The 23,007-nt window shown below is 53.1% G+C and carries 20 protein-coding genes and 3 pseudogenes; 8 read left to right on the top strand and 15 right to left on the bottom strand.

Features of this window, described 5'->3' with window-relative positions:
* Positions 1–36: 36 nt before the first annotated feature.
* The 4 genes from JN414_RS12775 to JN414_RS12760 all read right to left on the bottom strand — a co-directional run bounded on the left by JN414_RS12775 (position 37) and on the right by JN414_RS12760 (position 5,194).
* Positions 37–381 carry a ferredoxin family protein gene (locus JN414_RS12775; RefSeq protein ID WP_202208234.1) on the bottom strand — a complete coding sequence of 115 codons (345 nt, stop codon included), beginning with the start codon at positions 379–381 and terminating at the stop codon, positions 37–39.
* Entirely contained in the window at positions 378–1,937 is a 1,560-nt protein-coding gene (locus tag JN414_RS12770) for an FAD-dependent oxidoreductase (RefSeq protein WP_202208232.1), read from the bottom strand. The genes JN414_RS12775 and JN414_RS12770 overlap by 4 nt, the downstream gene beginning before the upstream one ends.
* Positions 1,934–2,941, bottom strand: coding sequence for an ABC transporter substrate-binding protein (locus JN414_RS12765; protein ID WP_202208230.1), 1,008 nt, complete (start codon positions 2,939–2,941; stop codon positions 1,934–1,936). The genes JN414_RS12770 and JN414_RS12765 overlap by 4 nt, the downstream gene beginning before the upstream one ends.
* Before the next feature lie 183 nt (positions 2,942–3,124).
* Complete coding sequence (locus JN414_RS12760) at positions 3,125–5,194, bottom strand: TonB-dependent receptor (RefSeq protein ID WP_237390058.1); 2,070 nt, start codon at positions 5,192–5,194, stop codon at positions 3,125–3,127.
* Here JN414_RS12760 and JN414_RS16950 point away from each other — a divergent pair.
* The 5 genes and pseudogenes from JN414_RS16950 to JN414_RS17255 all read left to right on the top strand — a co-directional run.
* Entirely contained in the window at positions 5,182–5,415 is a 234-nt protein-coding gene (locus JN414_RS16950; RefSeq protein ID WP_237390057.1) for a hypothetical protein, read from the top strand. The genes JN414_RS12760 and JN414_RS16950 overlap by 13 nt on opposite strands.
* Positions 5,416–5,864: 449 nt before the next feature.
* Positions 5,865–6,995 (top strand): annotated as a pseudogene (locus JN414_RS12755) (LLM class flavin-dependent oxidoreductase).
* Between the two features lie 30 nt (positions 6,996–7,025).
* A complete protein-coding gene (locus tag JN414_RS12750; RefSeq protein ID WP_237390056.1) occupies positions 7,026–9,206 on the top strand; it encodes a TonB-dependent siderophore receptor in 2,181 nt (726 codons plus the stop codon).
* Positions 9,207–9,877: 671 nt separating this feature from the next.
* Positions 9,878–10,042, top strand: coding sequence for a hypothetical protein (locus JN414_RS16945; RefSeq protein WP_237390055.1), 165 nt, complete (start codon positions 9,878–9,880; stop codon positions 10,040–10,042).
* 313 nt (positions 10,043–10,355) lie between these two features.
* Positions 10,356–10,460, top strand: a pseudogene (locus JN414_RS17255) (IS5/IS1182 family transposase); the annotation flags it as partial.
* On the opposite strand, the gene JN414_RS16940 reads toward JN414_RS17255, so the two are convergent.
* Positions 10,454–10,786, bottom strand: a complete 333-nt coding sequence (locus JN414_RS16940; protein ID WP_237390054.1) for a hypothetical protein — start codon at positions 10,784–10,786, stop codon at positions 10,454–10,456. The pseudogene JN414_RS17255 and the gene JN414_RS16940 overlap by 7 nt on opposite strands.
* A gap of 223 nt (positions 10,787–11,009) precedes the next feature.
* Here JN414_RS16940 and JN414_RS17200 point away from each other — a divergent pair, with 223 nt between their 5' ends.
* Entirely contained in the window at positions 11,010–12,164 is a 1,155-nt protein-coding gene (locus JN414_RS17200) for a CatB-related O-acetyltransferase (RefSeq protein ID WP_304599243.1), read from the top strand.
* Positions 12,165–12,500: 336 nt separating this feature from the next.
* Here the strand turns inward: JN414_RS17200 and JN414_RS12730 are convergent, their stop codons facing one another.
* The 10 genes from JN414_RS12730 to JN414_RS12685 all read right to left on the bottom strand — a co-directional run bounded on the left by JN414_RS12730 (position 12,501) and on the right by JN414_RS12685 (position 19,810).
* The gene (locus tag JN414_RS12730; RefSeq protein WP_202208223.1) at positions 12,501–14,687 is read right to left on the bottom strand and encodes a hypothetical protein; all 2,187 of its coding nucleotides are present in this window, start codon (positions 14,685–14,687) and stop codon (positions 12,501–12,503) included.
* The gene (locus tag JN414_RS12725) at positions 14,668–14,919 is read right to left on the bottom strand and encodes a hypothetical protein (protein WP_202208222.1); all 252 of its coding nucleotides are present in this window, start codon (positions 14,917–14,919) and stop codon (positions 14,668–14,670) included. The genes JN414_RS12730 and JN414_RS12725 overlap by 20 nt, the downstream gene beginning before the upstream one ends.
* A complete protein-coding gene (locus tag JN414_RS12720; protein ID WP_202208221.1) occupies positions 14,916–15,422 on the bottom strand; it encodes a hypothetical protein in 507 nt (168 codons plus the stop codon). The genes JN414_RS12725 and JN414_RS12720 overlap by 4 nt, the downstream gene beginning before the upstream one ends.
* Positions 15,419–15,754, bottom strand: coding sequence for a hypothetical protein (locus JN414_RS12715; RefSeq protein WP_202208220.1), 336 nt, complete (start codon positions 15,752–15,754; stop codon positions 15,419–15,421). Before JN414_RS12715 ends, JN414_RS12720 begins: the two co-directional genes overlap by 4 nt.
* 161 nt (positions 15,755–15,915) lie before the next feature.
* Positions 15,916–16,068: a hypothetical protein gene (locus JN414_RS12710; RefSeq protein ID WP_202208219.1), complete on the bottom strand. Its 153-nt coding sequence runs from the start codon at positions 16,066–16,068 to the stop codon at positions 15,916–15,918.
* Between the two features lie 74 nt (positions 16,069–16,142).
* Positions 16,143–16,469 carry a hypothetical protein gene (locus JN414_RS12705; RefSeq protein WP_202208218.1) on the bottom strand — a complete coding sequence of 109 codons (327 nt, stop codon included), beginning with the start codon at positions 16,467–16,469 and terminating at the stop codon, positions 16,143–16,145.
* The gene (locus JN414_RS12700) at positions 16,466–16,771 is read right to left on the bottom strand and encodes a hypothetical protein (protein ID WP_202208217.1); all 306 of its coding nucleotides are present in this window, start codon (positions 16,769–16,771) and stop codon (positions 16,466–16,468) included. The genes JN414_RS12705 and JN414_RS12700 overlap by 4 nt, the downstream gene beginning before the upstream one ends.
* 166 nt (positions 16,772–16,937) lie before the next feature.
* Positions 16,938–17,954 (bottom strand): hypothetical protein, encoded by a 1,017-nt coding sequence (locus JN414_RS12695; RefSeq protein ID WP_202208216.1) that lies wholly within the window; start codon positions 17,952–17,954, stop codon positions 16,938–16,940.
* Positions 17,955–17,966: 12 nt separating this feature from the next.
* A complete protein-coding gene (locus JN414_RS12690) occupies positions 17,967–18,425 on the bottom strand; it encodes a hypothetical protein (RefSeq protein WP_202208215.1) in 459 nt (152 codons plus the stop codon).
* Entirely contained in the window at positions 18,425–19,810 is a 1,386-nt protein-coding gene (locus tag JN414_RS12685) for a hypothetical protein (RefSeq protein ID WP_237390053.1), read from the bottom strand. Before JN414_RS12685 ends, JN414_RS12690 begins: the two co-directional genes overlap by 1 nt.
* 1,151 nt (positions 19,811–20,961) lie before the next feature.
* Here JN414_RS12685 and JN414_RS12680 point away from each other — a divergent pair.
* Together JN414_RS12680 and JN414_RS12675 are read left to right on the top strand one after the other, a co-directional pair.
* Positions 20,962–21,315, top strand: a complete 354-nt coding sequence (locus JN414_RS12680; protein WP_202208214.1) for a hypothetical protein — start codon at positions 20,962–20,964, stop codon at positions 21,313–21,315.
* Positions 21,316–21,644: 329 nt separating this feature from the next.
* A pseudogene (locus JN414_RS12675) lies at positions 21,645–22,781 on the top strand (IS3 family transposase).
* Positions 22,782–23,007: the final 226 nt, after the last annotated feature.

The following is a 23,007-nucleotide window of genomic DNA, read 5'->3' as shown; positions in this document are numbered from 1 at the left end:
ACAAAAGGGGAGACCTTTGTCTCCCCTCAATGGGTCTCAGGGTGATCTGGCACGTCGAAAGACATCTTCCATACGCCAGTGCTGATTTCTCAGCTCTTCATGAACTGACCACTCATCCCAGCCAGAATTCCGGCGATACTCTCCCAGCAGGCCTGATGCTTCCAAAATCTCCGCATTCTGTGGATGCGCCTGGGTGGCGTCTGGATGAACGTAAATGGCGTCTGTTTTGCAGTAAAGCTCGCACAGGAAACAGGTCTGGCAGTCTACCTGATAGGCAATGATGGGCGGCTGTCCTTCGCGAGGGCTTAAAACATCGCGTGGGCAGACCTCCACACAGATATTGCAGGCCGTGCAACGGGTCTCAACAATCAGTTCAATCATGAGGGTACTTTCGCTGGGACCGAGCGGGTCCACGGTTTTGCAAGGCCGCCGCTCAGAATATGGGCGGGCATGGCTACACTTTCAGCATCACAGCGATAGTGAAGTCCCCGGCTTTCCTTCCGGGCCAGAGCGCTTGCCGTACACCAGCGCGCAACCGCCGTGAGGGCCTTCAATTCCTGATGTCGAAGCCGTGCGCGCGCTCCTGCCTGATGGACATCGCCAAGCGACAGACGCTCCCACGCGTCTTCCAGTGCCTGAGACGACTGTTTCAGGGATGATGCTGTTCGGAAATACTGTTTATTTGGAGACAGCATTTCACGCTGAACAGCGTGTTCGACGGCCGTGGAATCCCCGGCAATGGCTTCGTATTCTGGCAGTGTGACGGGCTCTTTCAGGGAGCGTCGCTGCCTGCGTGTGTAAGCAACAGCAGCCTCTGCTGCGATGCAACCGGAAGACAGGGCCCAGGCCGCATTGACGGCACCACCTCCTGATATGGCCCCAGTTACAGGTTCTCGCGAAGCTACATCGCCAGCGACATAGAGCCCCGGAACCCCACAGCCACTGTGCCTGTCCATGACGCGGATGCCGCCGACGCCACGAATTGTTCCTTCACCCACCAGAGAAACGGGGAATTTTTGGGAAAAAGGATCTATTCCAAGGCGCTGAAAAGTTATCGGCACATTTGGAGAAATCTGCGGCAGTTGTCTGCGAATGTCCTCTGGGACGCCCGAGAGATCACAGAAGACCTGCCCCTTTTTCAAAGCTCTGGCGAGAAAGCTATTGTCGTGTGAGCCAGGCGGTCGTTCAAGTTCATGACCGGCAGCATCATAATATCGCGCAAAACTATAGATCATGGTTCGGGCCATTGTCGTGTTGGCCGGAACGATCGTGAAAAAGGCCGAAAATTCCATTCCGGAGAAACAGGCCCCAGCGTCAGCGGCCATCAGAAGCCCGTCTCCGGTATTGTTTGCACTCCCCAGAAGGTGGGATCGAAAAGCACACCCTCCGGTAGCCAGAATGGTAGCACCAGAACGGACGATCCATTGATCATGTCCTGATTTCAGAGATACCCCCGTAGCGCCCGCGATACTGGTATCCCCATGGCGAAGCAGGGCCAGGGCAGGGCTATGATCCAGTACAGTGACACCACAATCCAGCGCCTTCTGGCGAAGAGCGCGAAGATATTCCGGGCCACGCAGGGCATGGTATCTGACCTTCCCGTTATCATCCTGCGTATAGCGATAATGGCTGGCAATGGTGGGCAGGGTTCGGAATGTCCGGTCAATAATAGTTTCCATCCAGTCCGCATCGCCCAGTCCCTGTGCGGTTTCAAGGCGCCGGGCAATAGCATCGCGGCGAAGGGTTCCGTCAGGAGGGATGAACCAGTGCCCTGGGCCAGCAGAGGCTGCTACCCCTGCGGTTCCACAATATCCTTTTTCAGCAACAACAACTCTGGCGCCCGTCTGAGCTGCGGTAATGGCCGCCCAGCATCCTGCCAGCCCGCCACCGATAATCAGAACGTCTGCCTCCAGCCGAAGAGACGACGAGAACTTCACAGACGGGAACTCTGGCGATCCAGCGCATCGGAGAGAACAGGAGAGAAGATTGACGCAGGATCTGTTCCAGGGGGAAGGAAACCGCTTCTGACAAAGGTGTTTGCTATCTCCTGCGCCGAGGTAATGTCGTTTTTATGCCAGGAGCGCAGATAATAGGGGCGGTTCTGGTTTTGCAGATAGTTCAATACCAGAGGTTCAGGCACCTGAATCACGGGGGATACAGCGTGCGCCCAGCGCGGCTTATCGTGACTTAAGATGGAATAAGCCTTGTTGAGCCGCCCAAGATAATCTGCTGCAGCGGCGCGGAAGGCCTGATCTTTCAGACGGAGCGGATTGGCACCAATGAAATAATGGCCTGAAAGAATGTCAGCAGCACTTTGCAAGATGCGAGCCGTTCCGTCAGATTCCAGCATCTGAATGGCATATCCATATGTTGCCCATCCATCGAGGCTGCCTGATTTCATGGCCGTCAGCCCTTCGCTGATGCTGAGCGCGACAGGCGTGATGTCGTGCCAGGAAAGACCATGCTGCTCCAGCATCCGGATCAGAAAGTAATGGGCTGTTGTGGCCTTGATATAGCCAATTCTCTTGCCTTTAAGCTCCTTGATTGATTTCGCAGTCGACTGTGTCGGAACAAGCAGAACCTGATCGGTTGTCGGCCCCTCCAGCGTTGCAACAATGGAAATCCGTGCTCCGGATGTAGCCGCAAAGACCATCGGAATTTCGCTCCAGCCGCCGATATCCAAGGCATCGGCATTAATGGCCTGAGCAATGATGTTTCCTGAGTTGAACTCGCTGAAACTGACCTTGTAGGGAAAGTCATCAAGTCTCGTTTCTTTAAGAAGCGTCTGGTCCGCCCCGCGGAACGTGGCCGCTCTCAGCGTAATGTGGGAGATGTCTTCTGTCTGAGCCGCCAGCCCCTGGGGCAACAGTCTCGAACCCGCAGCAGCAGATGCGAGGCCAAGAAAACTACGACGCTTTACGGCAGACGAAGACAGGGACATGAAATCACACCTAAATATTATTGCTTGTGCACGTTGAAATTATTATTTAAACCAAACATAAAAATGCATTGATTAAATTTCCAATGATAAAAATTAATCAATGCATTTTATTATTCTGAATAAAGATATTTTCCCCTACCTATAAACCTCCTGAACCAAGATTTTTAGGTAGGGTTATTTCTGCTAGAGGGTAAACTTCGCAGTCACATAGATTGTTCTTGGGTCAGCAAACTGTGCCGATTCATAAACGGGCACGCCCCCTCCCTGAACAAACGTTGTGCTTTGCAGATACCGCCGATCAAGCAGATTTCGGGCAGTAGCCTGCAGGAACCAGCGCTTGTCAGGGCTGGTCCAGCTTGCCATGGCGTTTACATAAGTCTGCGGCGTCAGACGGTTCTGCGGATTGGTTTGAGAACTGGTGTAAAGCGCAGTCTGGAATGAAACATCCGCGCCAATACGGAATACTCCGGGCAGCCGAACCGGAATTTTATAGGTTAGAGATCCCATCGTCTGGAACCGTGGGGAGTAAGGGAGGGGAGCGCCTGCATACGGCGTATTGTTATAGACCTGACCGCTAGCAAGAACCGTCCGGCTAACGCGTCCACGGAATTTATCTAACGCAGAATAAAGGTAAGACGCTGTGTAATGCAGATCCAGATCGCGAGTGATCTGGACAAAAGTCTCTGCTTCGGCGCCTACGGAATGACCCTTTCCTGCATTAAAACGCCGCGCAAGCCCATTTGATGGATCTGTGGTGGTTAGCTGGATGTCGTCAAACTGGTTCCAGAAGAGAGCCCCATTGAAATGGACCCGACCGGGCAGGGGATCACTTTTAAGGCCCACTTCGTAGGTTGTAACGATCTCCGGATTATAGGGTGTGGAGGCCTGAAGGCTTCCGGACGCCGTTGGGCTCTGTGCCCGAAAATCATATCCTGCTGATTTCCCACCCTGGGAGATGGAAGCATATGTCATCAGGTTTGGACGAACCTGATAAGTCAGCGTGCCTTTCGGGAGAAGCTGGATCCAGCTTTTACGATCTGAAACCTGCCAGGCCAGATCACCCGGCACTCCCCAGAGAATATAGGAAAGCTGGTTGGCCGGCGTTGACTGGTGCGAAGGACCTGGCGCCAGATAATTCAAAGTCTCAGAATTTGAATGGTTCTCCCAGTTAAAGCGCAGTCCGGCAGTGAAGGTCAGGGCACGCGTGATATGATAATTCGCTTCCCCATAAAGCGCCCAGTTTCGTGTGACCTGATCAATGACGGCATAAACTGGTGCATAACGGATCTTCGCCGGATCATTGGTTGCCGTCCCCGAAGAATTATTGGCCCAGCGTTGAGTGAACCAGTCTTCATACATGAAGTATGCGCCGACATTAAAATCAACCTTGCCGTAATCTCCGTGAAGCTTCAGCTCCTGAGAATACATTCTATCCTTGTAATAAAGAGGCTGGGATGTCCGGGAATAATAATCACCAGTGTTGTCGTAAATTCCTTTGTCGTCGTATCCTCTGATACCCGTGATGGAATAGAGCTTCAGATGTGGGGAAAGCGTATATCTCACGTTCCCGATGAAACCAGCTTCACTGTAGTTATTTTTCGGAAAAAGCTGATTATAATTCCCGTAGATATAAGGGTTCAGAAGGTTTCCGACACCCTTGTTGGTGCTGCCATCTATTGTGCCATCGAAAGCAAGGGTAATGTCCAGGTCCTCGTTAGGCGTGAAGCGTAGCTTTCCGCGGGCCTGGGTATAATCGATGTTATTGGTGTCTTTCCCAACCGTATAGTTATGATCGATCCCGCCTCGGGCATGACGGCCAAATGCTATACTTCCGTAGACTTTGTCTTTTACGAGAGCACCACTGGCTGCAACACCAATCTGGTACTCGTTATAGGTTCCATATCCAGTCTGCGCGACGAAGCGCCTCTGATTGGTGGGAACGAGGGTATTGATCCTGACCGCTCCTCCCTCCGACTGATGTCCGGAAAATACGACAGGACCACGGTCTACTTCGATGTCAGCCACATCAAGAAGTTCCTGCATGTTGCCCATGTTTCGAGGAAGGTAGACCCCGTCGAGATAGGTGCCAACTGAGGGTTCACCTTGTGGATCAATCTCACCAATGCCTCGAATGAAGTAATTCAGAACTGCGTAGCCTGGCATATTGTTCGGAATATAAAGATTGGGTGTGAGCCGGGCGAGTTGCTTGGTATTCTGAACGCCCAATCGTTCGAGCTGTGATGCAGACAGCAAACTTGCCGATTGTGGCGTCTTTTGCAGGGCTGCGGCTCGTCGCGCGGCGTAAGACCGCCCGTGAACTGAAAACGATTCACCTAAGCCTTTGGCTTGCACTATCGCGGGGCGACTGGGCGAAAGCCGCTGTTTTTGATGCGTTTCTCGTGATGACGAAGCAGGATGCTGTGTCCTATGGAGCGATCGGGAAGGGACGGTCGCAGCATGAGCCTGGTGGATAATGACGCCCATGAATGCTGCGATGCCGCATGTTGTCCCCAAAAGGGAAGGCAGAGAATTCCTACCTGTAGCAGGAAAAAGAAGATTTTTTTCAGAAAGAAAAGGCATGCCTCAGAAACACCTACAAAACGCAAGAATGTCCCTGAAATTCTATTTCTTATCCTGTCAATAAGCATACAATTAAAATGTAGATTTATTCAAATGTATTGCTTTTTTCTGATTAATTGATTTAATTTTGCACTTCTAAACTGCAATATTATAAACAAAAATATTTAATATCCTTATCTTATGGTTTTTTATTCGAAATATTCCATTATCGCATTTTGTGGGTCCAACAAGACTGACATGGAACGTGGAAACATTTCATATCTTCAGGACTAAGGTTTCCATTTTTAAGATTTATGAAAATAAAAAGTAATTAAAATGAAATCACTTTCAAATGGAGTGGTTTATGCCTGTCGAATTCATTGGTTACGTCAGTGCGCGTGAACAGACAGAAACTCTGGACCTTCCTGGGCCTGCTGTTGATCCCGCATACATTGCTGCAACGGCGTTACTTCATGAGCGTGCCGGTTTTGACAGGGCATTGGTTGCGTTCCATTCGACCTCTCCTGATAGCGTTCTGATTGCCCAACATGCAGCATCCGTAACATCCAGGTTGGGGCTGCTCATTGCGCATCGTCCGGGTTTTACAGCCCCCACATTGGCCGCAAGACAGTTTGCAACATTGGATCACCTCAGTAGAGGACGGGTAGCTGTCCACATCATAACGGGCGGGAATGATCGCGAACTCGAAGCTGACGGAGACCATCTGTCAAAACCAGAGCGCTATCAACGAACTGCGGAATATCTGAAAATTCTTCGCCGAGAATGGGCGGGGGGATCACCTTTTGATCATGATGGAGAATTCTATCGTCTGCGTGGCGCCTCTTCGGCTGTGCTGCCCTACCAATCGAACGGCATCCCCTTATATTTCGGTGGGGCCTCCGAGGAGGCGATCAAGGTCGCAAGCGAACTCGCCGACGGATATGCCTTATGGGGAGAGCCCCTGGCCAGTGCTGCAGAACTCGTTGGAAAAGTACGCGCGGCTGGTCAGAAGTATAATCGCTCCTTGCGGTTCTCCATCTCGTTTCGTCCAATCATTGCAGATACGGAAGAAGAAGCATGGGAACGCGCTGCGGTCATTCAGACGCAGATTGAAAAATGACAGGCAGCCATTCTGCCAACACAAAGCGGAATAGCCCTTGACCACGCAGGCGCACGCCCAACGGCCGACAACCTTCCAACAAATGAAGGGTCCCGGCGACTACAGGCGATTGCTGCGAAATCTGCACGACATGACGAACGCCTCTGGACAGGTGTGACGCAGGTTACTGGCGGTCGATGGAATTCCACGTCTTTGGTCGGAACGGCGGAACAGGTCGCTCAGAGTTTACTCGAATACTATCGTCTCGGGATTGAGACCTTTCTCATCAGGGGTTTCGACCCCCTGACGGATGCCATTCGGTATGGCCGGGATCTCATTCCCAAGGTTCGATCTCTGGTGGAGCAGGAAGACAGGCTCCGTCGCACTTCAGGCTGAAATTTCAAATTTTTCAAGGATATACTTGTCATGCGGCGTTTTAGCCTGCGCGCTCTTCTGCTTGTTACTTTGCCCGATCTATCGTCAGCCGCGACGATCCATCACGCCCTACGGAAACAGGTACAAACACATAATCATTCGACCATTCCCTCCATAGCGAGTGCGCCGCCACAGCGGGCTGTGCCGCATGATATTCGAAGTCAGACACAGGAATCCGTGACGGTTCATGTCACCCGTCATGCGCCCAAGTTGGCGCGTAAAGTCCCTCTGGGGGCATTCGGGACCAGATCTGAGTTCGATACGCCTTTTTCAGTCAGCACAATCTCTGCCGATCGAATTGAACAGATGCAGGCTTCGGATATCAATGACGTCATGCGGTATGAGCCAGGGGTCCAGGCGAATTCAAACGGCTCCTCCACGGCGTCCGGGTCCAGCGTCAGAGTTCGTGGCCTCAACCTGGACTGGACGAATGGTTACAAGATTGATGGTCTGGCCATTCCCTACTGGTACATTGACCTACCGTTGGCCAATTTTGATCATATCCAAGTGATCAAGGGTGCTTCAGCATTTATGTACGGGTTTGGCTCACCAGGCGGTGTGCTTGATTACCAGTTGAAAGCTCCGGTTGAGACACGAAAGCTGACGCTTGAAGCAGGTTATCGCTCCGATGCGGTGTTTCGGCAGATGCTGGATGTTGGAGGGTCTCTCGACAATGCCCATCGCATACAGACGCGATTTGTTTTCGCCAGCGAAGTCGGGAATCAGGTGAATGACAGCTTCCTGCGCAATCTGTCCTTGTCTTTCACAACGAACGTCCGGATTACGAATAATCTGCACTGGCATTTCAACACGTTCTATCTGAATACCCTTCAGAAAGGGATGGTGAATACGATTGCATCTGCCAACGGGGTCGGAGCCGTACGGACGATGAGCGGTCGCGAGGCATTTGGCGCCAAAGACTCCTGGAAAACCAATGACATGAAGCGCTTTAGTACGGGCTTCGACTGGGATTTTTCCCGGAACTGGAGCGCTCATCTAACATACGGCTACACCCATCTCGATGAAAAATTCCCGTCCAACCAACTGACGTTTACGGGAACAAACGGCGATTATATGAGCCGCGCTTTCGAGATGGTGCGTGTGCTGACTTACCATCAGGTGGATGCGACCACTCAGGGACACTTCGAGACAGGGCCACTCCATCATGATGTAATTGCCGGCATCACCTGGCTGCGGCAGATGTTTGATGCAGATGCCAATTCAGGGGCTAAAAATCCTGTTGAATACGGCAATATCTTCCGTGATCGCCCTACATTGACGAGCGCAAGCAACTTTAATCCTCGCATGTATCGCTACATTGATTACCAACAGGTGGCTCCGTTCTGGAGCGACACAATCACTTATCATCGCTGGTCTCTCATGGCAGGAGGGCGATATACGAACTATCTGGAAAACGACTTTTCGACGTCAGGCCAGCAGACAGCCGCCCACAGAAATAATCCCGTCACGCCATTGGTGTCTCTCAGCTACAAAATCACCCCGGAGATAAACACCTATTTTAGCTGGGTGCAGGCCATGCAATCTGGAGGGCAGGCGGGGGCCTCCAACGTCAATTATATGCAGGTTTTCGGGCCAATCCGTAGTGACGAGTATGAGCTAGGAGTAAAAATACAGAAGAAAGCATGGAATGGAACGCTCGCAGTGTTCCGCATGGACACGGGAGCGGCTTACACCAACGCCCAGAATTATTATGTTCAGGACGGACTGTCCCGCTATCAGGGGGTTGAAGCCGCTGGCTCCTGGTTGGTAACGCGCAATCTGAATATCAACGGCAGTATTGCGTATCTGGATGCGCGATATGTTCAAGCCACCGCAGGCTACCAAGGGCATAAACTGGAAGCTGTTGCTCCATTTCAAGCCGCATTCAATACGGAATATCGCCTGGAAGCCATCAAAGGCCTAAGCGTCAACGCAGGCTTCAATTACGTTTCCCGGAGTTGGTTAGATGCGGCAAACACGATTAGGCTACCGTCTTATATTGTGGGGAATATAGGTGCCGCTTACAGCACAAAAATTGGCAATCATCATGTAGTTCTAAGGGCAACAGTAGAAAATATAGGAAATGTTCGTTATTGGCTCAGCCGTGGGAACAGAAATTTATTTCCGGGAGCGCCCAGAACAATTTCTCTTAATGCTCGCTTTGATCTCTAAGTTCTGGCTTTATAAAAGACACATAACGAATGACACATCGCGAAATGATAGGGCGCCTGCTGCCATAAAGACGCTGGAAAAAGCCTCTCCAGATCCGTGACACCACGGAGATTTATGCTGCTGGTGCCTTTAGCGAGCCCGGTCATGTTGCCCTGAGCCCTTTTGATTGCCCTGCCTTTTGAGTGCTACGACAGGATCTGGCTCGAGACGAGAGTGCTAACGTCAATGCCGAGCAATTGTAATTCATCACAATCCCAGAAAATTCTCTTGCCTACCCGACACTTCATAGATTTCTGCCGCTATTTTTGCATACGCAAGCTGACCCAATAGCACCGTCCTGCTTGTTAAATTGGTTACTGTCTTTGGGGGAAGATAAATACCTTCGAGTGTATGAAAGAGTTGCGACACCGCGCCGCCCGTCAGATGAAGTCAGGCGTAAGGGCATTCTTGGAGATCAACTCACTGGCTTCGGCTGCGCACCACACAGCATTCATAACTGATTCTTTCAAAGGGCGGTGCATGATGAGATATCTTGACCAGATTATGACCCGCCACACGCGAATCATGCCATGTTGAGATCACACTGGAACTCAGAAGTTCAGCGCGAGGGAAATTCTATTGCTCTTCTCAAATAAAAGTGGAAAAAATGTCTTCAGATCATCGGAGGTCATATGAAAAAAATAGTTGGAGCACTCATCGGCGCAGCCTTCATCTCGTTCTGTATCAAACAAATTCCTTCGTATCTCATTGCGGAATTTGCAGAGGAAGCAACAGCGAATATCCTTGAATGGTGCATGATTGTAAAACACCGCCTCACCCCAAAGGGTGCGAAATAGAAGCTCTACGACTTCCATTCGCGCAAAAGAGGCGGGGAAACGCCCTCTGGAATGATGGCAAGACTGGCACTCACCTTAGACCACACGGCCAATAAAATCCGGCTAACTGTACGATTGCTGTAAGTGTAGACCAGATTAAGCTTAGGTCACGTTGACAAAAGACTTGTCGGTCTGAGGCAATATCTGATTCACTGGCTTCCTCAGTAAAGGCAGGGTAGTAAAGGGGTATGGCCCGAGGCGATCAACGTTATTGGTACGCTTCTGCCTCCTGAGGGCGAACGGTTGAGCATGACCCGCGGGAGATAACCGCCGGTTTCTCAATGGTATGCTGCATGACTTGCGCGTCGTTTGTCCGTGGCGAGACATGCATGAACGCTACGGCAAGTGGAACTTCGTGTATGCCCAGTTTTGTCATTGAGCCGTCTGGAGGCGCTCTATTGCAAACCTGTATGGATCTGAGGCTGGCTGATGACTGGGCAGCATACGGTCGACAGCACGGTGGTGCCGGCCCCATTCATAGGCCACAGACGCAAAAGCGGGGCCCATACGGAAGCATTTAGTCGCCCACGCAAAGGGGCCGAAGTGCCGCCTCAGAAAGCAGACTGGTAGCCTTACCGCAACCGCATCCAGCGGATGTTCAACAGACACAAGCAGATGCGCCGTATCGCAATCCGCTACGACAAAACTGCCCTGTCGTTCATGAACTTCCTCGGCCTCGCCGCCGCAAGGCTCGGGGCTGAGCATTTTGTCAACGTGACCTAGTCAGGCAACGACAAGGCTACGTTGGCGCTCGGGATGTCCAGAAATCAGTACAAGGGGAACAGCATAAAATTCGCGATATTCCCTTTCGAAGCCCAAAAGAAAGTGGCCGCATATTTCATTTTTTAGACCTAGTCCTCTCCATATGACATGATAAAACTTAATTGTAAGAAAAAGATACGAATCGTTATAAAATACTGGAGAGAATATGATTGCCCCAGATGGTGACTCAGAAGAAACAATGACTACAAATCATCCAGAAAAATTAGATATAGCGATAGAAAAAGAAACCGAGGCAGGAATACTAAAAAAATTAATCGACGAAACCGTATGGCTTTACGGGACTTCATCCGGGCATATTTTCGGTTCTTTTTTCAAATTTAATGAAAATGGCACCATCACGGGTTATCAGCACCCGATTGAAACATCTTGGGGAATAAAAAACGGAAAAATTGCTATTTTTAGCGACCGTGGTGAGACAAGCATTCTTTTAGACGTTCTTATAGAAAGCGGATCTATAGTAGAGCTTTCTGGAAAATTTTTGTTGCATGACGAAGGTAACGAATTAAGAGTATTCAGAAAATCCGAACACATCGTGAATCATTATCCTGTAATGATATCATGGACAAAAGAAATGGAAGATTTCTGTTTTGAGAAAAGGATATTTTTGGCGCCAGGATTTAATATTCGTGGTGTAATACCTTTTGGATCAAGCATTAGGTTTGATCATAAAATTCTTGTAGAGCCCTATGCTTCTCTTCCACGAGATGGCTTTTGCAGTATGGGAGCATTTTCTTACACCGAAAGTAAACTTGCGCAGAACTTCGTTATAGGACGATATTGCAGCATAGCTGAGCGTGTTCGTCGAATGGGGGACGATCATCCGTCCAAGCGTTTGACTACAAGTACTTTTACATATGGTAATATCTGGGAAAAACTTGCTCGAGAGGACTTCGGAGCGGATTTTAAAATAGAAGACTACCCTGTTGAGCATCCCATTTGTGCTAGAATTGAAAATGATGTTTGGATAGGTTCGGGCGTATCAATTAGAGACGGTGTGACGATTGGGACAGGGGCAATTGTTGCCTCCGGAGCAGTGGTTACAAGGGATGTTCCTCCTTACGCAGTCGTTGGGGGTGTTCCTGCTAGAATTATTAAGATGCGTTTCTCAGATGCACTGATTGAACGTCTCCTCGCTTCCAATTGGTGGGAATATAAATTTACCGATATTCCTGCATGTTGGTCCGATGTCCCGCGGACCTTAGACGAATTGGAAGAAAAAATAGTTAAAGGCGAAATCGGAAAATTTCTTCCTGAGAAAATCGATTTGGTAAGTGAATTTGTACGTATATCATTAGCCTGATGACTTATTGACCTAGCTTCGACTTGTTGGATAACGCAATGATAGTAAAAAACGTTGTCCAATAAGCATAGAGTTGCGATAATCCTCGCATGATCTTCCTTTATCTCGTCGTGGCTGCGGCCTGGTGCTTCTTCTGGGCGGAAGGGGAGGCTTTGCCGGCACCTGCTTTTCTCGCTGTAGCCACACGTACGATGACGTCATTTTTCATCATGTAGAATACGGTTCTGACTACTGGATAAGCACTGTTCTGTTGGCTGTAGCATTCTTCATGCCTTACACCATTCGCCGATACCGCGCGGAAAAGACGGATCGGTTTCTAAATGGCGTTCGGTTCGATTATCGAGACTGACTCAATAGGGGATTAATAACCTTCTGTTCTGCCTGTTCCATCTTCGTCAAGCGACGATTGGCGAAGGCGTGATTGGAAAGGTGATTAAAACCGTGGAATAGGGCACCAGAAACTGCTCCAACACCAGTTCCTCCTTCATGCACCCCAGCAAGACCTCCTGCGGTGCTAAGAACAGCACCCGCATTCCCGCCTCGGATTTCCTTCTGGCGCTGCGTCATCCCTGCCTTGAAGGTCTTTGACCCCACGGATCCGCCCGCGTCTCGCATGGTGCGCTCTGCAAGCATGTCACGGTAAAGCGTCCGAATGCGCGCTTCCTGCTCAGGCGTGACGGCATCCGTCCCTTTGGTCGCAACTGAAACCTCGTTCTTGTCGATCTGCTTGATGAGGTTCTTCAGCGCCGTGTAATTCACGCTCTCACCCGTCGGAGCATTTGTCGAAGGCTGCATCAGGCCGCGCGACTGAAGAAAGCGCAGGCTGTCGATGGTGCCTGAGCGCTGCGAATAACCTGCCAGATAGTCATGAAAGCCCGGTGCGCCCTGGTCGATATGGTGTGCAAGGTCATCCATGAAGGGAGAGAGACGCGCAGCCGCTGCACGCATATGCCCGTCTTCACCGGCTGCGGCTTTCTGAAGGCCATAACCGATGGCCTTGCGGACATTCCAAAGATCAGACGGATTTGCCCAACGAACAGGGTCTTTCGGCTCATTCCAAAGGGTATGTGTAGGCGACGGATTTTCTTTGGCGAACGTCACTTCCTCAAGCGCCTTCTTGGCTTTCATGATGGCCTGACGAACGGGCTCATTGCCTTTATTGGCAGAGATGTGGCTATCCAGTATCGAATGAAGCGCGCCCACCGGCACGGCTTCTTCGTTTTCGAAAGCCTTGGTTCGCTGTGCCTCTTCGAAGGCTGAACGCTCGGCTTCCAGATTGTGGATCTGCTCCGGCGTGCCAATCGTCTCCCGCAGATGCTGCGTGTAGGCGTGATCATTTGCGCTATCGAGCGTCTTGAACGCATCTGGGTAAAGATCGCGCAGGTTGTTTTCCAAGCCCGCCATTTTGGCATCCTGTGTGCGTACCGCAGTCGTGTGGAAGACACCCGGAACCTGCGCCTGATAAAGCCGCGTTCCATCCTCACTCGTGAAGGCCTTCATGATGGCATCTGCGGCTTTCTCCGGGTCACTGAAGGCACCAACCTTGGAGATAGCCTTGATCTGGGCTTTCTCTTCCGCCTTCTGTACCGACGTGCTGGCAGGCCGCCCAATTTCTGTAGGGGCTTCTTCTACTCCTCTGGCAGCCGCGCCTTGCGGGTCCAGATAATCCCCGGCACGACGGAGTGCCGAAGAGGCCCGATCCGTGACAGGCGAAAGGACTTTGCTCCCAAGCTTTCCAGCCGCACCGAGGCCAAGCGTCAGGGCTGCTGCGTCTTTCCAGTCCCCGCCTGCGAGACCGGTCTGCACACCTGCCGCAATAGCGTTATTCGCGTACTTCATCGCAGACGGACCTTCGCCAGTCAGCGCATTTGCGACAACACGACCGGCCCTCGTTTCATCAAGCGCCGCAGCAGCAGGGCGCACGGCACGGCCACCAAGCGCGGTTGCCAACCCCGCGCCAAGCATCGTCCCGGCTGCATCCGTGTAGGGAGCACCATAATCATTCTTGCGCGCCGCTTCGTCGCCATCTTCCTTGGAGGCAACCCAATCACCCACGTCATGCGCCACACGTGAAACTGGATTGTCCATGTGATGACCAAGAGACGTGGCCCAGCTCACAAGGTGAGGGACGCCAACACCGAATGTCCGGTCGATCTCCCGTCCTGCGGAGTTCACCGTGTCATTGACGAATGTCCAGGCTTCCGTGTTGGCGAGATCGTCCGCACGCACCGCGTTCTGTTCGCGCACGGCCCGCGATGCCCCATATGCGGCAGCCGGGTCAGCGGCCATTGTAGCACGGGCCTTGGCATAATCTGTACGGCCGTCCGGGCTTGTGGCGCCGAGCAGGGCATTTCCCTGCGCCATATCGGCATCATACTTCGCCTGCTGGATTTTATTACCGAGTAGCGCATTGCGAACACCGATCGCCTGGGTTGCGAACTCAAGCAGATTGGTCTGCTGCGTGAGCGGTGTCGGCAGAGTGCGTTTGTGTTGAAGCCTGCCATTAATAGAACCCTCCGACACCAATTGGCGTGCCGCTTTCAGTCCCCTTATCAGCCTCCGTGAGTGTGCTGGCCGATGCAGGGGAAGCTGTACTCCTGCCGCCCAGAAGGGCATTGTAAAGGCTGTATTGGCTGGCTGTATTTCCAATAGAACTCAGCCCACTGGCCAGCGCATTACCTGCGCCAACCGTCGTGGCCATGGCGCCATTCGCGCCTTCCATACGGACCTGAGCCGCATTGTTCGCGGCCATCATGGTGTTGTTGCCCTGCTGGTTGAGGGCGTTGTAGCCCTCCTGCGCCAGTGCGTTCGTGTCGTTGAACTGGTTCTGATACGTACTGTCAGCGAGGCCCGAGACAAAGCCGCCGCACCCTTCTGGGCTGCCCCACTATTCGCCAACCCTCGGGCGGCGGCGCTGTTCGTCGCAGCCTGTTCGCCTTGCTGAAGGTTGAACTTGTATCCAAGAGTGGCCTGAAGCTGGCTTTCTGTCAGCCCATTCGACAGCGCGTTGATCGCGGAGTTACCTGCGGACGCATAGTTTCCAAGCAAAGCGTTGGCGGAGGTGGCACTGTCCGTGATCGTCGGCGCGACTTCCTTGGCCGTGTTGACGGCAATCTCGCGCGCCTGCTTCTCGGCATTGACCTGCATGGCCGTAGCAGCCACCGTACCAGCAGCGGATAAACCGCCCCCGATAGCGGCTCCTGGATCAAAACAAACCCCCGGCAAGTAATCAGCCTGAGCAACGGAATGGCGGATCATGGGCGTTTCATCCTGTAATCGGCGGTATTGCGGACAGTCCCGTCCGGCCATGTGATGGGGGTTGTGTTGACGCGCTCCAAGCCAAGCCGAGCCGCGCTGTACCGGGCGTACAGATGCTCTGATTTCATAACCCCAATCAGTTCCTGAACCTCGGGGTGATCCGACCAGAATTCGGAGAGGGATGCTTTGCCACGCATGGCCTGGGCAGCTCCGCAATGGACCTCCCAGACAGACGGCGTGATCGGCAGAAGCATCCCGACTGCATCGCCGTCCCGGTAGAGGATCGCGTTCTCCGGAGGTACAGCGCCCAGGATTTCAGCATCCGTCATCACGACATGGCGTAACCATTCACGATGCAGACAAGCCCTGCACCCGAGGCGGGCAAGACGTCGCCATTCGTCAGGACAAGGCTCGACAGCTCGGGAAGCAGATCCGTGCCATTGGCCTGGATAGATCGGGACGGTACGACATCCAGAGCCGCGCCGCCTGAGCGCTAGACCTGTATTGTAAACGACACCGCAGCCGTAGTTGGATTGGACAGAACGCCGCTTGTAATGACTGTCGTTCCTGCGCCTGCCGTCAGGACGGATGCAGTGGAAGCGGTCAGGGTTGTTCCAGGCTGAAGGGATTTCGCGACAACGGACATCAGGGCTTCATGATCGCAAAGATCATGCTCTCATCGGGAGATTGTGCCGCCTGAGCGTTACCGCGTGCCGTGACTCAGAGAATAGCGGAATCGTCTGAAAATTCCAATGCTTTTGCTGCCTCGGTGCGAATTGACGTTGCCTGCAAGAGAACCTGTTGGGCCAGTTCAAGTGCAGACTTCGCTTCAGCCAGAGCCGCATTCGCCACGCTTTGCGCCTGCGCAGCAGAGAGAAGGGCAATGTCAGCCTCAAGCGCCGTCCACGCGCTATCCGTTCCGAGCGCATATCCCGTGCGCTCCCAGAGACGACGCAGGAACGCTTTACCCTGCGCAGTCAACGTCCCGTCCTGATTGTAAATTTGGATCGGAAGCGGGCTATTCAGATCCTTGGGCTCTGTGCTCATGACCGTACAGGCTCCAGATCAAGAAAGACGCCCATCAGCGCCGTATTCCCAGGGTCAGTCCATGTCAGCCGGTAAACGCGGTCACGCGCCATTCCGAGACGCCAGAGCGTTGGCCAGCCGTTCCCGCTCGCCCCAAGCGCAACTGTCTGCGCTGCGTTGAAGGTTGCGCCCCTATCATCAGACCAATCCACTTCTATGGACTGAGAAGCGCCACTCTGCATGTCGAGCGTAAGGCGTCGGTGTATGCCTCGCGTCCCGTTTGTCAGCAGGTGAGGGAAGGCGCGCTGGCGCTTAATGGCCATGCCGTTATCGGTGAACGTATCGAGATCAGCCTCATAGATTGTGCCACTCTCGTAATCGCCAGCAAAGACTCTGCCGTAGGCCGAAGCCCAGCAATAAGGACGATACTGGCTCTCATTGCCAGAAGCATCGAGAGAGCATCGTTCATGCCATAGGGTCGTGGAAACGTCATAAACTCACGAAGCCGCTTGCCCTGGGATCATCAGGACATAGAAGATATGGCCTTCCTGCTGATAGACGCTCGCCACAGAGAGAGAGATCGGGCATATCCTGCAACGCACCCTCAACCGGGAATGTCGAGACAGGAGCCGCAGACTCAACGGCGCCCAGATAGACGCGCGCGTAGCCGTTTCGATCCTGACCCAGCCACATCAGCGCACCATTCAGTGTGCTTTGCGTCGAGGGTATCTTTGCAATCGTGTACGGGCTGATAAGGCTGGCCTCAATCGTAACGCCCGAACTGCGCCGAAACGGAAAATCAGACGCTCCGCTATCGTACCAGATTTCAATTTGCCACCGACCAAAAATCCATATGAACTGACCAATAACGGCCAACCCCATAATCGTACCCAGGCTCGTCGCATCGCTTGCGACATAGAGGCTATCAAATGGTGTCTGGTTCTCGTCAGCAAACTGCGCCGGAGACGTGTACCAGTTCGTTGTGTTCGGGTTCACGAACAGAAAGAACGTGTCCAGAATATCGATGGTCGGCGAGCCGTAAAACGCGTCATCACTGATCTTCACCAAAGCGCCATAGGGGTTGGGAGAGGATGTCACAATCGAGACGGAGGCCGCAGCATCGATATCAGCCGTCGTCGCCTGCGACAGGGTGAGCGTCGTAATGTCTGCGTCCGGATCGGCCGTGGACAGGATCGTGAGAACGGTATTTACGGGTGTATCCGCCGAGGTCGGTGCAGAAAGTTCCATATCGGTGTAACTGGAATTCGCGGCATTGGCTGACGTCGCCAGAATGGTTGTTCCGGCCGCAATGCCTCCACCAACGATCGCGCAGCCGCCGACGTTAGAGACGACGCTTTGAACGGTAATCGTCTGCGTACCTTCTGCCGCATCTCCGGACGTGGTGGCGGACAAGGCAGACGACACGCCCGTGACTGTCGTTCCGTCAGCAATCCCAGTACCAGACAGGGTGTATACATAACTCGCAGACAGCGTAAACGCGCTCATAATCGTCAGAGACTACGAGCCCGAACGGGTCGCGCTATTCACGGAATAACTGAATGTGGTTGTGCTACCTTTTGAGCTACCTGGTGAAGACGGCATGGAACAGAACCACCCATTTCCTGAGCTTCCATCCACGATGAAACGGCACGTTCCGTTATCGCTCATTCGGACAGGCGTTGATCCGGGCGAAATGGTCCCGATTGAGGTCAGTGCGCCGTCCTTGTACAGGCGCGAGACCTGACTGCCCGCGACAACAATCAGATCGCCTTGCGTCGTTTGGTAAAGGCATCGGATCGCACCCGTCATCTGGGCAATTTTCCGCAGCCCGGGTGTCAGATAGTAGGCAAACCGGACTGGCTCGCCCTCCTCAACAGGAACAGGCTCGCCATACAGGTTCAGGCAGCGTTGTGCCGCCACCGAGACGGCCCGCGCATCATACGAGCCACCGGATAGATTGAGGCGTTGCAAGGCCATTACTGGATCGCCTGTAGTGCAACGATTTTGTATTTTCCTGTACTGATGCAGACATACAGATTCAGATCGTCCGCATGCATTTCACCAGGAGTGCAGGTCGCTGATGCGCTCTCTCCCGTACGGTTTGTATTGATCAGGCCTGCGACAGTTGCAGCGCCGCGCTTGTCAACAGCAGCAAGAATATTGCCATTCTCATCATACCCCCGGAAAAAGAAGCCGGTATCGGTAGCTGATGCACGCGTTGCAACGAAATCATCAGCATTTGCCGCACGAGCACTGAATGCGGGATTTCCTGTTGCCATGGAGACAAAGCCGACCGCTTTTGCATAGCCGTTCTTATCGACCTGCCAGAGTGTATTCCCGGACTGATCGAAAGCCTGCTGGAAAAACCCGGCTTCACCAGCACTGGCTTTGTACTGCTGGATCTGATTGGTCGCCTCACGAATTGAAAGCCCCGTCGTCCAAGGCAACCAGGAACCATCATAAGCGGCATGCATGATGGACAGCGCAACGGAGTTCACGTTCGTGCCCGCAGCGCCGCCACCTGTCAGAAAGAGCCCGGTCGTCCACTGTCCATCGGTCACTGCCGCATTGAAGTTGGTGTCAATCTCGAAGGCCAGACCGTGGTTCCCGGAGACGTTCAGGACCCAGTTCTCGACTTCGGTACTGATATCAATCGATGTCGTGCCACCAGATCCCGTATCTGCCCCGACATACCGGCAGGCAATCCAGTTGCGGTTCACGTTCGTGTTCTGGCTGTTTACGCGATTTGGAAGACATTCAACGCTTTCCGCCGCCGTCGCGCCTGTACTCGGTTGCGGGATTGCGGCCGGGTCATAGACGGATTTCCGATCTGTCGCGATCAGGTAAGGGTTCGTATAGGGACTGATGAGTGTCCCGGTTCCAGCACTCGGAACGCCGATCGCATTGCCTGTGATCCGGTTGCCATTCAGCAGCCACGTCCCAATTTCCTTACCCGTATAGACGCCTGAATTGATCGTGTAGCCATACGCTGAATACGGAAAGTAAACCGGAAAGCGGTTTGCCGCGGTCGAAAGTGCATTCTGAACGGCTGTTCCGCTGTCCGTGCCGCCTGCGACTGCGCCATAGTTCACAACGTTGATCTGCTGGCCCAGAAGAGATGCGAGGGACTGCGTGATGCCGCTCGTGGTCGTGATGCTCTGGGCACCATCAAGCGTGCCGCCCATGATATTTGGAGATTTCAGGGGGCCATTACTCACGTCAGCCTTGGTCGCAAGGGCTGATTTCATACCCGTCGGACCCGAAAGCGTAACGGGGGGCGAGAGCGTCGGAACAGACTGTGCGGATGCAAGGCCCGGTGCACCGACGAAGAGGGCGAAAGCCAGAATATAACGATTCATCATAGTCTCTGGATCTCCAAGCCGCGCCAATAGACTGGGGAATTAACGGGGGTAAGAATTGTTGGAACGCCCAATGTCGGAGCGCGGAAATTGGCCGTTCGGATCGTATTCACGGCCGCACGTGCAAACGTTGCTACGGTGGGAGAGGCTTCCTGTCCATATGATGGAGCCAACCAGGCAGCGGGGCACTACATCAAGGCGTCCCAGTATTCAGGCGGAAGATTTATGGGGTCTCCTGCCTTTGTGGTCGTGGCGCGGATCTCAGCCGGGAATGAATCATCGATGCGGCGTCGTCCGGTGTGTGGGTTCACTGCGTCCTAGACGGCCTTACGCGCCTGGCTCGCCTCGGGAAGCATGTGCCAGTAGTTACCGACCTTCGTGAGCGCAGAGACAACTCCCCCCCCCAGTTCAGGGCGACGTCATCCTTGCCCCACCGACGATGTGCGACCTAGTAAGCGCGATTCCCGCCATTCTCAAGATAGGTTCAAAGCCCCGCCTGGTAATCACGCGGAAGGCAGCCACAAGCCGGGATATAAAGCTCAGCCATCACTCAGCTTGCGAATGACAATCTGGAAAGGCTGTCCACATTCCGCGTTCTCAAGTGCCACTGTGTCCTTTGGTTTACCCCAAGCGCGGTCGGGCAGGGCATTAGCAGCAGATACGCGCGCTTTCAGGTACGGTTGCTTTGCCTACGATCTGTGCCAGCGCTTCGATGGCCGTGAGGGTGTGAGACCGCGCAAGCTCGACAACCTCTTTCAGAGCCTTGGGTCGCCCTGATGGAGCCGGATTGTCCTTTTTGGAATGGCTTGCCTGCTGGCGGTTTTCTCCGCTTCTTGCCGCTGTTTGCAGTGGGTTCGGTCATAGTCCCAACCTATCATCAGGCCCCAATCAGCACAAGCGAAACCGGTATCAGGATACCACAATAGATTTCAGAGACCTCATGCTGGGACAGAACACTCTTTTCCTGTTGGAATGAATGCCAATTTGCATAGGGATTTATGGCTCGAAAGTCTTATGGAGTATCGCCGAGTCCGGCGCGGGATCTCAAGGCTTTCGGCATGCAGGAATCTTAGTACAGACGAGGGTGGCTGTACAAGGAGAAAACTGCTGTAATCGTGGATGAATTCATGCCTTTACAGTGAAATGGACGCGTGATGTTAAACGATATTTATAAGCTACCCGGCATAATGAAGACGTGGGATCATAAAGCTCGCTATGCGATTGACGCCGCCCATAAATACGAAGGCTCTCCTGGGCTGGTAAATATTTTCTCAAGCGAGAAATCAAGTGCCGCAGAAGCTGCCAACGAATTAGCCAAAAGGTTCGGCTGTGTGCGTCTCTATGAGTGGGGAAAATACGTCACCGACAAAGGAAATATATCGGCTCCGTGCTGGATCGCCTATTGGTGGAATGACGTGGATTATGTTGGCGACAAGCCAACTGGCTCAGGCTACGGAATTCCTGATGGAAACCTTCAGCCGGTTCCTTACAGCCCAGTTACTCCATAATGACAAAATCAGGATGGGCGTACGACTGCTGCGATTAGAGCTCCGAAACGGAAAAGTCGGGGCTCAGTAGATCTGGCCCCGACTCACAAGACTAATTTTTAGCTGTGTAGATCATGCTGCTTGCCGCGGAATGAGCTGTATCGGAATTAATAACTGCAATCCCCGGTGCGGAACTCAACGACACATTAGGGTCATACTGCGCGGTGGACGAAGAATTCTGGGCAGAAGATGTGCCAAGAATATTCTGTGTTCCAGCAGACTTGGACTTGCTACGGTTATGTGCCGGTTGACTGAGCGTTTTAAGCTCACATCGGGAGACATATGAGACCATGGCAGTGACGCACACAGAAGAATTTCGCCGTGAGGCGGTAAGGATTGCCTTGAGCAGCGGTTTGTCACGGACCCGCGTGGCGGCGGATCTGGGGATTGGAAAATCGACATTGGGACACTGGGTTTCGCAGTATCGGACCGCTGATCTGTCAGTGCCTGAACCGCAGGCCGATCTGGTCCGGGAGAACGAGCGCCTACGCCTGGAGAACCGCGTTTTGCGGGAGGAGAGGGAAATCTTAAAAAAAGCCACACAGTTGTTCGCGAGCCAAAAGATATGAGGTTCGCCTTCATCCGTGAGCATCCATCGTAGCCGTTGGTCGATCGAGAGCCTGTGTCGTGTGCTGCGTGTATCGACACGTGGTTATCGCGCCTGGTTTTCCAGACCCGTTTGCCAACGCCAGCGCACCGATTTGAAGGTTCTGGCGCATATCCGTGAGCATTTTGTCCTGAGCAACTCCACCTATGGTCGTCCTCGGATGACCATGGAACTCAAGGAGGCGGGGCTCGATGTCGGCGAACGTCGTGTGGGGCGGCTGATGAAACTCAACGGGATCCGCCCAGTGCGCACCCGTCGCCACAGGGTCACAACTGACAGCCGTCATTCCCTTGGTGTTGCAGCCAATGTTCTGGACGGCGACTTTCTGGCCAACGCACCCAACCGAAAATGGGCAGGCGATATCAGCTCTATATGGACCACCGAAGGATGGCTCTACCTCGCCGTGGTCATCGACCTGTTCAGTCGACGCGTCATCGGCTGGGCGGCAAGCGACCGGATGAAAAAGGATCTCGCTATCGGGGCGCTCGATATGGCGGTGCGACTGCGCGATCCATCGCCTGGCTGTATTTTCCACTCTGATCGTGGCAGCCAATATTGCTCACACGATTTCCAGAAGAAACTGACGGAATACAGAATGATGCCATCCATGTCCGGCAGGGGAAACTGCTTCGACAATGCAGCCGTAGAGACCTTCTTCAAGAGCCTGAAGGCCGAAATACTCTGGCGACAGACATGGCCCACTCGGCAGCAGGCAACCGCCGCCATCTTCCAGTACGTCAACGGCTTCTACAACCCGCGACGGCGCCATTCATATCTCGGCAACATCAGCCCTCTCGCTTTCGAGGCTAAAGCCGCCTAACAGGATCACATACCGGCACATAACCGTAGCAAGTCCAAAAGCGAAAAAACAGTTTTCATGCAGATTTCAGGCCGCGCTTCGTTGCTGATCTAGGACCGACAATAGGCGTAAGCGGACCTGCTGCTTCCGCCTCAAGTGAGACATCGAAGTGGGGATGTTGGCTGCCCGAAAGCAGACGTTTTTAGGTGAACCGCGATAGACCGCATTTGGAACTTTGGTGGGGGGC

This window comes from Gluconobacter sp. Gdi, from assembly GCF_014132155.1.
In the GTDB taxonomy this organism is placed as follows: domain Bacteria; phylum Pseudomonadota; class Alphaproteobacteria; order Acetobacterales; family Acetobacteraceae; genus Gluconobacter.
This window is presented reverse-complemented; position numbering and strand designations above follow the sequence as displayed.